Source organism: Nostoc sp., assembly GCF_036916735.1.
Classification (GTDB): Bacteria; Cyanobacteriota; Cyanobacteriia; order Cyanobacteriales; family Nostocaceae; genus Nostoc.
This window is the reverse complement of the sequence record NZ_JBALFV010000078.1, coordinates 1-11,982: the sequence shown is the minus strand read 5'-3', so window position 1 is coordinate 11,982 and position 11,982 is coordinate 1. Positions and strand designations below refer to the sequence as shown.

The 11,982-nt window shown below is 40.4% G+C and carries 13 protein-coding genes; 6 read left to right on the top strand and 7 right to left on the bottom strand.

All coding sequences use genetic code 11. The features are described from left to right. Positions 1-166: 166 nt before the first annotated feature. Both V7L20_RS18130 and urtE read left to right on the top strand, forming a co-directional pair. Entirely contained in the window at positions 167-505 is a 339-nt protein-coding gene (locus tag V7L20_RS18130) for a DUF433 domain-containing protein (protein WP_334745419.1), read from the top strand. 242 nt (positions 506-747) lie between these two features. Beyond that, positions 748-1,446: an urea ABC transporter ATP-binding subunit UrtE gene (gene urtE / locus V7L20_RS18125; RefSeq protein ID WP_334745418.1), complete on the top strand. Its 699-nt coding sequence runs from the start codon at positions 748-750 to the stop codon at positions 1,444-1,446. Here the strand turns inward: urtE and V7L20_RS18120 are convergent. Beyond that, entirely contained in the window at positions 1,409-2,149 is a 741-nt protein-coding gene (locus tag V7L20_RS18120) for a hypothetical protein (protein WP_334745417.1), read from the bottom strand. The genes urtE and V7L20_RS18120 overlap by 38 nt on opposite strands. Positions 2,150-2,314: 165 nt before the next feature. Then, positions 2,315-4,957 carry an alanine--tRNA ligase gene (gene alaS, locus V7L20_RS18115; protein ID WP_334745416.1) on the bottom strand — a complete coding sequence of 881 codons (2,643 nt, stop codon included), beginning with the start codon at positions 4,955-4,957 and terminating at the stop codon, positions 2,315-2,317. A 139-nt stretch (positions 4,958-5,096) separates the two neighbouring features. Between alaS and V7L20_RS18110 the strand changes: the two genes are divergently transcribed. From V7L20_RS18110 to V7L20_RS18100, 3 genes are all read left to right on the top strand, one after another. Then, a complete protein-coding gene (locus tag V7L20_RS18110; RefSeq protein ID WP_334745415.1) occupies positions 5,097-5,234 on the top strand; it encodes a hypothetical protein in 138 nt (45 codons plus the stop codon). A gap of 134 nt (positions 5,235-5,368) precedes the next feature. After that, the gene (locus tag V7L20_RS18105) at positions 5,369-5,569 is read left to right on the top strand and encodes a heavy-metal-associated domain-containing protein (RefSeq protein ID WP_334745414.1); all 201 of its coding nucleotides are present in this window, start codon (positions 5,369-5,371) and stop codon (positions 5,567-5,569) included. Positions 5,570-6,474: 905 nt separating this feature from the next. After that, on the top strand, positions 6,475-7,497 hold the full coding sequence (locus tag V7L20_RS18100; protein ID WP_334745413.1) for a GGDEF domain-containing protein: 1,023 nt from the start codon (positions 6,475-6,477) through the stop codon (positions 7,495-7,497). Positions 7,498-7,630: 133 nt separating this feature from the next. Here the strand turns inward: V7L20_RS18100 and V7L20_RS18095 are convergent, their stop codons facing one another. Continuing rightward, the gene (locus tag V7L20_RS18095) at positions 7,631-8,311 is read right to left on the bottom strand and encodes an ATP-dependent Zn protease (protein ID WP_334745412.1); all 681 of its coding nucleotides are present in this window, start codon (positions 8,309-8,311) and stop codon (positions 7,631-7,633) included. 221 nt (positions 8,312-8,532) lie between these two features. Here V7L20_RS18095 and V7L20_RS18090 point away from each other — a divergent pair, with 221 nt between their 5' ends. Continuing rightward, positions 8,533-8,748 (top strand): DUF2945 domain-containing protein, encoded by a 216-nt coding sequence (locus tag V7L20_RS18090; protein ID WP_334745411.1) that lies wholly within the window; start codon positions 8,533-8,535, stop codon positions 8,746-8,748. A gap of 254 nt (positions 8,749-9,002) precedes the next feature. On the opposite strand, the gene V7L20_RS18085 is transcribed toward V7L20_RS18090, so the two are convergent. From V7L20_RS18085 to V7L20_RS18070, 4 genes are all read right to left on the bottom strand, one after another. After that, entirely contained in the window at positions 9,003-9,608 is a 606-nt protein-coding gene (locus V7L20_RS18085) for a calcium-binding protein (RefSeq protein WP_334745410.1), read from the bottom strand. 301 nt (positions 9,609-9,909) lie between these two features. Continuing rightward, on the bottom strand, positions 9,910-10,764 hold the full coding sequence (locus V7L20_RS18080) for a CheR family methyltransferase (protein WP_334745409.1): 855 nt from the start codon (positions 10,762-10,764) through the stop codon (positions 9,910-9,912). Beyond that, positions 10,764-11,825, bottom strand: coding sequence for a protein-glutamate methylesterase/protein-glutamine glutaminase (locus tag V7L20_RS18075; RefSeq protein ID WP_334745408.1), 1,062 nt, complete (start codon positions 11,823-11,825; stop codon positions 10,764-10,766). Before V7L20_RS18075 ends, V7L20_RS18080 begins: the two co-directional genes overlap by 1 nt. Next, positions 11,797-11,982, bottom strand: a 186-nt coding sequence (locus V7L20_RS18070; protein ID WP_334745407.1) for a hypothetical protein, incomplete at its 5' end; no start/stop codon positions are given. The genes V7L20_RS18070 and V7L20_RS18075, both read right to left, overlap by 29 nt.

Here is an 11,982-nt window from a genome sequence, read left to right as displayed (position 1 = left end):
CTACAGACTTGAGAATAGTCGCTACAGACTTGAGAATAGTCGCTACAGACTTGAGAATAGTCGCTACAGACTTGAGAATAGTCGCTACAGACTTGGGAGAAGTGGCTTCAGTATTCTTATGCAAAGCCAATTTGCTACTATCAAAACAATGAATTTGAAGGCGCTTATGACACTAGCGATTATGGCTGAACCTGCTCCTCTGAGATCAAATAAAGATGGTGTGGTTCTCGTGGAAAATACCTGTGTAACATTAGATACTGTAGCTGCTGTTTTTAAGCAAGGTGCCACACCAGAGGAAATTGTTTATCGCTATCCATCGCTGAATCTGGCCGATGTTTACGCCACAATCGCCTTCTACCTCAATCACCAAGCAGAAGTAGAAGCCTACTTGAAACAGCGAGAGCAACAATCACAAGAGATTCGGGCAATAAATCAAGCGAGATTTGACCCACAAGGCTTGCGCGATCGCCTGCTTACCTGCAAAACACCGCCAGAAGCATGTTAAAACTGCTTGCTGATGAAAACATCGAAGTCAGCCCAGATGCAGCAGTCGGGCGGGTCATTGAAGATATTCTTGTGCTTGTAGAGTGTAGTCAAAACGGAGAGCTAGAAGGTCAAGTTCAGTATCTCCCGTGGTGAATCTGAAGAGATTAACCAGACTCCTAATGAACCGTGGTTAATGAGTGCTTAACACAACGATCTCCAGTTAAATACTTGATATCAAAACTAACAGTAGAAAATTATTTTATGCTAAAAATTTCTAACCTAAATGTTTACTACGGCGAAAGCCATATTCTCCGCAATGTAGATTTAAGCGTACCATCTGGGCAAATGATATGCCTAATTGGACGCAATGGTGTAGGGAAATCTACATTACTCAAAACAATTATGGGTTTACTCAAACCCCGCAGTGGTACTATTAATTTAGCTGAACAATTAATCAACTCTAAATCTCCCGACCAAAGGGCAAAGTTGGGAATTGGTTATGTCCCCCAAGGACGAGAGATAATCCCCCGGTTGACAGTCAGAGAAAATCTGCTGTTGGGGTTGGAAGCTAGACGCAAACCAGTAAAAAAAGCAGAAATTCCAGAAGAAGTTTTTAGCTTATTCCCGGTGTTAAAAACCATGCTTTCGCGGATGGGTGGTGATTTGAGTGGGGGACAGCAGCAACAATTAGCGATCGCCCGTGCTTTAATGGGAGAACCTCAATTACTCGTATTGGATGAACCCACCGAAGGTATTCAACCCTCCATCATCCTAGAAATTGAAGCCGCAGTCCGTCGCATCGTCGAAACCAAAGGTATTTCTGTTTTATTGGTAGAGCAACATTTACACTTTGTCCGTCAGGCTGATTACTATTACGCTATGCAAAAAGGTGGTATTGTCGCCTCCGGTTCCACAACCGAACTCAGCCAAGATGTGATTCAACGCTTTTTAGCTGTTTAATTTTTGATATTTCTATATCAATTGTATCGGTAGCAATTAAGTCTGCGGCTTCTTGTAAAAGCTCATGTTGTTCTTTTTGAATTGCTTCTAAGCGACTAGAAATTTCTGCTAATCGTTGTTGTTTATTTGGTTGAAAATTCTCAGGTAACAAAGCTGGCAGGGTATTAGTTGTTTTACTAGCTGTCATTCGCTGAACTGCAAAACTGCCAACTTGAGTTAAGGACAAAAAGCTTACTTTAAACAAAGCCTGAAGCAATTTTAAGGGAACTTGCAGTATTGACCAACTCGCTGTTTCAATCAAGCGGACAATTGCTCTGATGATGCTCCAAATTAAAGCAAGTGCAAACAGCAAAATCACTATACTAATAATTGGGTGATTAGCCGCCCAACCTAGTATTTGAACTAATCTAAAAACTATCGGGTGTTGTGTCAGCCAATCACTTACAGAAGATGCAATCGCATCTTTAACTGCTCCCGATGTTGTACTCTTAAATTTATCAGCAGTTTGCCAAGTTTCCTCTAAACTTGTCGTAACTGTATCAATTGCTTTATCAGTCGTTGTAGTTGCTGTTGCCTTTAAAGATTCCCCAATTTGTTGTGCTGAGTTACTTAGAGAGTTAACATTTTCACCTACAAAATTTTTCACATTTTGTAAGCGTTGCAAAACTTCGTTAGCTAAATGTATGTCTATTTGGGAAACCATAAAATATTTCACCGAGGTTGAAATCTAACCCGCAACCCATCTTTAGGGCGATTAGTGAGAACCCTAATATCTAAGTATAATAGACATCTTTGAAAATTAAATATCCATTATCCAGAATCCTTATAGAGACGTAGCAGTGCTACGTCTCATTGAAGCAGAAGATGGTTAACCCAATGCGGACTTTAACTCACTTTCGGCTTGTTTCAACGCTTCTGGTAATTTACTCGCATCGCGTCCGCCTGCTTGGGCTAAGTTCGGTCTTCCACCGCCACCGCCACCGCAGATTTTAGCGATCGCACCTACAAATTTACCAGCTTGCAAACCTTTTTTATTCACTTCTGAACTAAAAGCTGCAACTATACTAACTTTCCCTGCTTCAGGAACAGAACCCAGCACCACTGCACCGTTACCGATTTTTTGCAGTAAGCGTTCGGCTGCGGTTTTCAATGATTCTGGATCAACATTTTCTAATTGGGCGACAATAATTTTAGAATCGCCTAGAGTTTGGGCTGTTTGCAGTAAGCTGTCAGATTTTGCGATCGCTAACTGTACCTTCAAGGTTTCTAGTTCTTTTTGGCTATTTCTCAGTTCGCTTTGCAGACTGGTGATTCTGTCTGGTAATTCTTCAGGTTTAACTTTAAAGCGATCGCTCAAATCTTTAATTACTTTATCCCGCAGATTGAGATAATCTAGGATTGCCGGCCCCGAAACAGCTTCAATGCGCCGTACCCCAGAAGCCACACCAGCTTCAGAAATAATTTTAAACACGCCAATTTCAGCCGTATTACTCACATGAGTTCCACCGCACAGTTCCATTGATACGTTGGGGAAGTCAATCACGCGCACTTCCTCGCCGTATTTTTCGCCGAACATGGCAACAGCACCCCTAGCTTTCGCCTCTGCTAAAGGTAATACTTCCACTTTTGCAGCATGTGCTTCGGCTATCCAAGTATTCACCTGTTCTTCAATTTGTTGCACTTCCTCTGCTGTCAAAGCACGGGGACAGTTGAAGTCAAAGCGCAACCTGTCAAAAGACACTAAAGAACCAGCTTGAGATATGCTATCGTCAACAATTTTTTTCAAAGCTGCTTGTAACAGGTGGGTTGCGGTATGGTTAGCTTGGGCGCGACGGCGACAAGCCGGATCAATTTGAGCTGTAACATGATCACCTACGCGCAGTGTACCGCGTTCGATGCGTCCGAAGTGAACAAAGAAATCAGATTCTTTCTTCACATCTTCCACCCGAATAACGATACCATCACCAGAGATATAACCGCGATCGCCAATTTGTCCCCCAGATTCACCATAAAATGGCGTTTTGTCAAGGACAATTTGCACCTGTGTCCCCGCTTCTGCTTCCTCTTGAGAAACACCTTCTACCAAAATCGCTTCGACTTTTGCTGTCGCCACCGATTGGGTATAGCCTAAAAACTCGGTGACTTGGATGTGTTGTGCCAATTTGTCGAGGGAACCTTGCACAGTTAAATCGATGGTTTCGTGTGCTGCTTTGGCGCGTTCCACCTGCTTTTGCATTTCGGCATCGAATCCCGCTTCATCGACTGTGAGATTATTTTCTTCAGCAACTTCTTGAGTAAGTTCCAAGGGAAATCCGTAGGTGTCATAAAGGGTAAATGCACTTTCACCGCTAATTTGAGTATTCCCTTGCTGTTTCACCTCTTGGATAATTTCTTCTAGCAGTTTTTCGCCTCTATCCAGAGTTCTAAGGAAATTCGATTCTTCCCGTTGCAACTCAGCTTTAATTGCCGCTTCCCGTTGGCGCACATTGGGGTAAGCTGATTCAGAAAGAGCGATCGCAGTTTCGGCAACTTGAGTAGTAAATTCGCCAGAAATCCCAATTAATCGCCCATGACGCACCACCCGCCGAATTAACCGCCGCAGCACATAACCCCGTCCCACGTTGGAAGCGCGAATTTCATCAGCAATCATGTGGACAACAGAACGAACGTGATCGCCAATAACTTTTAGAGAAACTTTGGTTTTTTCATCACTTTTGTGGTAGTCAATGCCAGCAATTTCGGCTGCTGTTCGGATAATTGGGAAAATCAGGTCAGTTTCGTAGTTATTGGGAACTTTTTGGAGGATTTGCGCCATTCTCTCCAAACCCATGCCGGTGTCGATGTTCTTGTTTTGCAGTGGCGTTAAATTCCCAGACGCATCCCGGTTATATTGCATAAACACGAGGTTGTAAAACTCGATGAACCGGGAATCATCTTCTAAATCTATATTTTCGTCACCGCGTTCTGGGTGGAAGTCGTAATAAATTTCTGAACAAGGCCCACAAGGCCCAGTCGGCCCAGATACCCAAAAGTTATCATCTTCCCCCAGGCGTTTAATTCTCGCTAGCGGCACACCAATTTGATCGCGCCAAATTCCAAAAGCTTCATCATCATCTTCAAAAACGCTGACGACAAGATTTTCAGGAGAGAAGCCAAAGACTTGTGTAGAGATTTCCCAACCCCAAGCGATCGCTTGTTCTTTAAAATAATCACCAAAGCTGAAATTGCCCAGCATCTCAAAAAACGTGTGATGCCGTTTGGTGCGTCCGACATTTTCGATGTCGTTGGTACGGATACACTTTTGTGAAGTTGTAGCCCGCTTAAACTCTGGTGTGCGCTGCCCCAAGAATATCGGCTTAAATGGTAACATCCCCGCGATCGTCAGCAGCACGGTTGGGTCTTCTGGCACGAGGGAGGCACTTGGGAGAATTTGGTGATTCCGTTGGGCAAAGAAGTCGAGAAATATGTTGCGAATTTCGTTACCGCTTAAGTACTGGGGATTTGAAGACATAGGTATTTTTAACTTTAGACTTGGGTGTAGCGGCAGTAGATAAGTGTATTTTCATAAATAGCTTTATATATTCTTGCATTTTGTTTCATATTACTGCCAGCGAATTGTGCCAGTCGATGATATACATGCAGCTACTATAATGCTATCAACCTACTTCAGCCTCCTGTTGACTTTGATAGCATGTGCCGCAGCTACACCCGTTGTAGACATGCAGGGCGAACGCACGGCATTTCTGAAACCCCTGCTGGATAAGGATCTTGACCAAAAAATAGGTTAAATTAAAAAACGCCGAAACCCTTGCTATTAAAGGATTCTTATACTTTAGATGTGTTTGCCCTGCGTAGACATGGCATTTTCATCTTTAAAATTAATCCTTAAGAAATAGTTTAAAACCCTATAGTAGGGTAGCAGATGGCACTAAAACTGAAAGTATCAAATGTTGCTTGTGAGAAATGTGGAGAAATAATTACTGAATCCATGCACGTTATGGAACTTGAAGCCAAAGTGGATATTGATCTTAATGCTAAAACTGTCACGGTGGAATCCGCAGCTTCTGAAGAGTCAATCAAACAGGTAATTGTTGCTGCTGGTTATGCTGTTGAGGGTTATTAATCGGGTTCTAGCTTTTCACAGAAGTTGAGATTTTCATATCTTAGGGTACGCTAACAAAATTTTTTATATTTTTTCCACCCGTAGAAAGGGCGGAATTGAACTAATTTCCCCACATTAAGGGCAGGTTTTAACATAAACTTTTTTATTTAACTTTGTTTTCTAGATTTATGAGGTTGCGGTAAAGAAAAAAAGATGTGAATTAAGTAAATAAACCAATACTGCAAAAGTGCAGACAGAAACCATTTGTTTATTCTATTAACACATGTGGAACTTCACTTAAATTATGTGTGAATTTTTAACCTAAAAATTCCATGTAAAATTGTAGATTATTGTTACAAGTCTACTGTCTTAATAGTGGCAATTTTTGCTATCTATTTGATTCGTATTTTTTGCAATTCAACCCCTACCTTGATACGTCATAAAAGCCTGTTCTTTAAATAAAAAGGCTTAACTGCTGTTTGGTTAATAATATTTCTCATTCAATGAAACAGTTTTGAATTTTATAAATAAATGAGAAATTTATAATTTATTTTTCTTTTAAAAGATAAAATTATTTGCCTAATGCGACAGTTATGATAAACTCTTTAATTTGGTAATTAGTTGAGGATAAGAACACTCAATAAACTACATAAACAGGTTTTATCCATCTAAAGAATATTCAGTATTTTTACTGTTTTAAAAAAATCCTGTAAAGAAGACATTAGTTGTCAGAAGAGGATATTTCAAAAACGGTGAGAGTAAAGATAAAGTATAAAAAGGAGATTAAAATTGTAAAAATATTGTAAAGTCAGCGATAAAATAATATATCAAAATATAAATCCACCTAAAAAATCATATTTGGTATTAGCCAACAAGAACAGCAAGTTTTAGGAAGTTAATCGTTAAATAGGATAAAAAATAAAGCAATGAATATTTCTATTCTGGTCTTTGGAAAAAATAACTTTCTCGCTACACTCCCAGATCAGATCCTTAATGCGATAGCTTATAGTGTAGAAATTATAGACAATCTGAATGAGGCAGTGTCCCGGATTCAAATGGCGCCCCCCGATATAATGCTTGTACAGGCTAGTCTGGATGGGAGTATAGAACTTTGCAATTGGTTGAAAGAGCAGACAAAACTATCTTGGATATACTGTATTCTCTTTGAGGATCGTCCCGAGCAGCTTACTGATAGAAATAAGGGTTGGTACAGAGAATTAGAGATGAGTGCTGCGGCATTAAAGGAAGGAGCCGATGCTTATATTTGGCATTTTATTAATGAAAAAACAGACCATAGCTTGGCAGAATTGACTGCCAATCATGAACTAATACTTGCTCAATTGAATGTTGGCTTGCGAAAAGCACAAAAATACCGAGATTTGATTCGGACAAACGATATGTTATCAGCGATCGCTTTAGCCGATTCCTTGACAGAATTAAATAATCGTCGTGCTTTAGAATGGGACTTACCCAGGCAAATAAAAAAAGCTAGAAGTCAAAAGACTTCGATGAGTTTGATTATTCTGGATGTAGATCATTTCAAAAAAGTTAACGATACTCACGGGCATCTAGTAGGCGATCGCATTTTACAGCTGCTGTGTAAGCGTCTGCGACACAATCTGCGCTGTCAAGACACAGCATTTCGCTATGGTGGCGAAGAATTTGTAATTCTTTTAGCTAACACCAACAATGAGGAAGCAGTAGTCGTCGCCCGTCGTCTCAATCGGGTAGTTTCCGAAGAACCATTTTTAATCAGTAATAAACTGACACTTAATATAACCATTAGTTTAGGTACAGCCTGTTTGCAAGCTGAGGATGATAATCAAGGAGTAAGTTTGTTGCATCGTGCTGATCAATGCTTGCTACAAGCTAAAGCTAGTGGACGTAATCGGGTTATTGCCTCGAACTATTTATGTCATGTCCCACATCTAAAAGTTGTTTCTTCTTAAAAGTGGGGATTGGGGATTGGCGATTAGGGATTAGCGATTGGGAAGAGATAAGAAAGAAACTTGTTCAATATTTCTGCCTTATCTTCCTCATCCCCCCAGTTCCCAGCGCTGCACTGAGCTTGTCGAAGTGTCCCTACTCCCCACTTACTCTTAACTCAGCATGACAATCTTCTACTGAAGTGCGTTGTCGCATGGCATTAACTAAAGTCTTATAACTAGACCAATTTTCTTGTAGAAGGGTTTTTGCCTGGAGGGTATGAAACCGCAATTTCTGCTGATAAACTGACTCAGAAAATCCCAAAATTGTCAAGACACCTATCAGCTTATTTTTATCATCAGATCCACCTTCAGCATTATTAAAAACTAGGGTTTCAGCAGCAATACCCGCCATCCAAACAGTACAGTAGCGGTCTAGCATTTGGGCACTGATTTTACCCATTTCTAGTTGAGATGCTAATTCACCATCATCAAAGCTAACGCCACCTTGCCCAGGTTGACCCTGTTTCCAGGCTTCCCATGCGCTGAGGGTATAGCCTGTAACGGGAATATTTAACAGGTAAGCAACCAAGAAATGCCCTGCTTCGTGGTGGACAATGCGATCGCGGTGTTCACTTGAAAATCCAGCAATCCAATCTAAAAAAATAGTGCCACCCTTGCCTTGCAAGCTAAAATTGTCAAAAGTGGCTATTCCCAAAATAGCGAAGGTAGCGATCGCCGGTACTGCGGGCGATAAATTCAAAAATGGCCCCAGCAGTACCGATAAGGTCATCAGAAAGATAGATATTGCAACTAAATTTAGGCTAGTCTGGCTCATTGAGAGTTTTCTAAAAATCTGCTTAATCTCTCTTCATTATCAGGCGATCGCACAGCTTTTGTATCAAGATGGTTGTAGCGATCGCCTAATTTCATCTCACACCTAATTAAATTACTGGCTTAATAACAGATGTTTTCTCTATCAATAGAATGATGGCTGCTTTTCCAGTCGTAGACATAATGTGACGTTAGTAAGTATAAAACATCAAGTAGGAGATGCATGTGGCTGAACAATTCAAAAAGGGCGATCGGGTTGAATGGAACACTTCACAAGGCAAGACAACTGGCAAAGTACTAAAGAAACTCACTTCACCTACAGATATTAAAGAACACCATATTGCTGCAAGTGAAGATAATCCTGAGTACTTAGTAGAAAGTGATCAGACAGGAAAACAAGCTGCTCACAAGCCTGATGCTCTGAAAAAAATAGAGGAGTAAGTTTTTTGATGTCTGCTAATAGTGCTGTACTCCATCTAGGGTGTTGACTCTTTGCCTTTTTAGGGAGTAAAAATTGATTGCGTAATTTGTGTAGTCATTGCGAGCAAAGCAATGACAAAAGAGATATTTTTCACTCTCACAAAAATAGCATGAACCGAAAATCACTAAATTTCATCAAAGTTAACACCCTATATTCCATCTCGCTACGGCACCCTATAATCTAAAATCCAAAATCTTCTAGGCGATTACGATTATTAAGAATCAGTCTGAGGAAAAAGCCACGCTGTTTGGTTGTTTGATAACTTACCGTCAAAAGTCAGATCGGCTTCTGCTGCACCAGTTAAGATATCTTTACTGAATCCGCCAATCAAAATATCATTACCATTAAGGTTGTCATCACCCCAACCATTGTTCAGGGTATTAACTCCAGCATTCCCAGTTAAGCAGTCATTTCCATGACCTCCGATTTCGATAACGTTGTCATAGTTCACAACTTGAGAATTTAAAGAACTGAAAACAGAAATATTGCTGATGTTGACTTGTTCTACAGATAAATCAGTAATTAGCTCTACATTGGTTCCAGAAGTGTCTATTGTATCTATCGCAGTTGCTGAACCAGTAATTTTTTCAATATTAATAAGTTGGTCTGTATTACTACTTTTTTTAACTGTACTTATTGGTAATACTGTAACACTACCACTGAGGCTTGAATCTACAGTGTCTTGTCCATCCCCGCCATTAATAGTGTCGTTATCAGCACTAGCGCAAATTATGTCATTTCTATTCAGTGCATTGATTACATCGTTCTCGAGGGTGCCGTTAAGAACATCGTTTAGAGAGGTTCCAGTGATAATAGACATGCTTACTTACAAAATAATTTGTATTTTAAGTTACATATTATGAAAATTAAAGATATACTTACGTATCGTAAGCATTCAGTATTTTCTTGTGTTCATGTGTGTATGGTAAAACACTATTTTTTAGATAAATATAAATATATAATGTTTTTATACCAAAGAATAATAATAGAATAATGAAGGCTAATTATTTTTGTGATGATAGTAATTTGCTATGCAAATATTTGTTAGTATTTATTTGGAAATTATGATTGTTTAAGTGTATAGGCGGCTGCAAACAAACAGCAACCTGCTAATTTTTATCTCAATCGGCAATTTTAACTTCAGGATTGTGCAATTGATAGCAGATAGCCTTGTCAAATAAAACCCGCTTGAATGATTTATCTAGGCTGATAGTCGTTTCACCACTACCCAGAAACAAGTAGCCATCAGGCCTTAATTGCTGCTTGATATTTTTTAGCAAGGCTTTTTTGGTAACAATATCAAAATAGATTAAAACATTCCGTAAAAAGATAACGTCAAATTGCGGCAAAGATGACCAAGATTGCAAAAGATTTAACAGGCGAAAATCAACCATCTGGCGAATTTGTTCCTTTATTTCCCAATCATTATCTAGCTTTTGAAAGTAGCGATCGCGAATATTTTTAGGTAATCCCCGATTCATTTCAAGTTGGTTATAATGCCCTTCGCGGGCACGCGCTAAAACCTTAGTAGAAAAATCAGTTGCAATTAATTTTACAGACCAACTGGTAAGCATGGGAAAATGTTCGTGAATTAATATAGCGATGCTATAAGGTTCTTGTCCATTAGAGCAGGCAGCACACCAAATGTTGAGCGATCGCTCAATTGCTCGTTGTTTAATTAACTCTGGTAGCACGTATTTTTTCAGTGCTTCAAAAGGGTGGCTATCACGGAAGAATGAAGTTTCGTTAGTGACTAGCGCCTCGATTGTCTGAACGTGAAGACTATTAAACGGGTGAGTTTGCAAGTAAGTTACCAAATCAGCGATAGAAGCAAATCCTGCTGATTCGACAATTGGCTGCAAATGTAACTCTGCTAAATAAGTTTTATCACCAAACAATACAACTGCTGAATGATCGTGAACTAATTGACGAAGATACTCAAAATCAGTGGTGTTTACACCCATAATCTGTGTCATTACAGGTCTGAAGGAGGAACTTGATTGGAATGAATTCTGTGCATAATTTCATTTGCGATCTGATTAAGTGGAAGAATTTTATTGGCAAGTCCGGCATTAACGACAAAACCAGGCATTCCCCAGATGACGCTAGTAGCTTTATCTTGTGCAAGTACCTGTCCACCTGCCTCGCGTATGCACTGACAGCCATGTAAGCCATCTTGCCCCATACCCGTGAGGATAACAGCGATCGCCCTAGCTCCATAAACTTGTGCAACTGATCGTAACAGCACATCAACTGAAGGACGACAAGAATTTTCGGGAGATGCTTGATGGGTAGCAAGTCGAACTCCAGTATTGTCACGTTGTACAATTAGATGGAAATTTCCTGGTGCAATCCAGGCGTGCCCCGGTTCTAATATCTGTCCAGAAACCGCTTCATCTACTGGGATTTTACACTTGGAAGCTAATTGTTCAGCTAGTAGTTTCGTAAACATTGGCAGCATGTGTTGCACAATCAAAATCGGCACTGATAAATCTGCTGGAAACTGCTTAAGCACTACAGCCAGAGCATTTGGGCCTCCGGTAGAAACCCCAATTGCCACAACCTCTACCTGCTGTATATCGCTATGAACGGGAAAAACAACTGGATGGGTAATTATGTCGGGTGTAAAAAATCCACCAAATACCTTAATTTTGGGAATTAAATCATCCTGAATATGTTGGGTTGTTGCCTCTACACTTCCTAAGTTACTAGGTTTTGTGGCATAGTCTGAAGCCCCTAAAGAAAGAGCTTCCAGTGTTGCGATCGCTCCACTGCGGGTGAAGGTACTATACATAATCACTGGTAAGCGTGGATATATTTGTCGGATAGCGGACAGGGTTTGCAAACCATCCATCTCCGGCATCTCGATATCCAGGATGATCACATCGGGATTAACATGGGAAATCTTGGCAAGGGCAATGCGACCGTTAGCCGCGACTCCTACCACCTCCAGTTGGGGATCGCTAGACAAAATTTTACTTAATCGACTCCGTACAACTACGGCGTCATCAACAATTAGTACCCGGATTTTGGGCATTGGAGATTGGGGATTGGGGGGCAGGGATAGCAGGGGGCAGGGGAGTAGAGGTTTTATGCTTGTTCACGAGTATCAAAGACTCGTTAACGGAGTTCTGAGGTGGATTCACGAGTATCAAAGACTCGTTAACGGAGTTCTGAGGTGGATTCATGAGTAT

Coding starts and splice junctions, on each gene's coding strand:
- V7L20_RS18110 (WP_334745415.1), top strand. CDS start 5,097: ATGCTATCAACCTACTTCAGCCTCCTGTTGACTTTGATAGCATGTGCC.
- V7L20_RS18105 (WP_334745414.1), top strand. CDS start 5,369: ATGGCACTAAAACTGAAAGTATCAAATGTTGCTTGTGAGAAATGTGGA.
- V7L20_RS18075 (WP_334745408.1), bottom strand. CDS start 11,825: ATGCCCAAAATCCGGGTACTAATTGTTGATGACGCCGTAGTTGTACGG.
- V7L20_RS18095 (WP_334745412.1), bottom strand. CDS start 8,311: ATGAGCCAGACTAGCCTAAATTTAGTTGCAATATCTATCTTTCTGATG.
- V7L20_RS18080 (WP_334745409.1), bottom strand. CDS start 10,764: ATGACACAGATTATGGGTGTAAACACCACTGATTTTGAGTATCTTCGT.
- urtE (WP_334745418.1), top strand. CDS start 748: ATGCTAAAAATTTCTAACCTAAATGTTTACTACGGCGAAAGCCATATT.
- V7L20_RS18130 (WP_334745419.1), top strand. CDS start 167: ATGACACTAGCGATTATGGCTGAACCTGCTCCTCTGAGATCAAATAAA.
- V7L20_RS18120 (WP_334745417.1), bottom strand. CDS start 2,149: ATGGTTTCCCAAATAGACATACATTTAGCTAACGAAGTTTTGCAACGC.
- V7L20_RS18085 (WP_334745410.1), bottom strand. CDS start 9,608: ATGTCTATTATCACTGGAACCTCTCTAAACGATGTTCTTAACGGCACC.
- alaS (WP_334745416.1), bottom strand. CDS start 4,957: ATGTCTTCAAATCCCCAGTACTTAAGCGGTAACGAAATTCGCAACATA.
- V7L20_RS18100 (WP_334745413.1), top strand. CDS start 6,475: ATGAATATTTCTATTCTGGTCTTTGGAAAAAATAACTTTCTCGCTACA.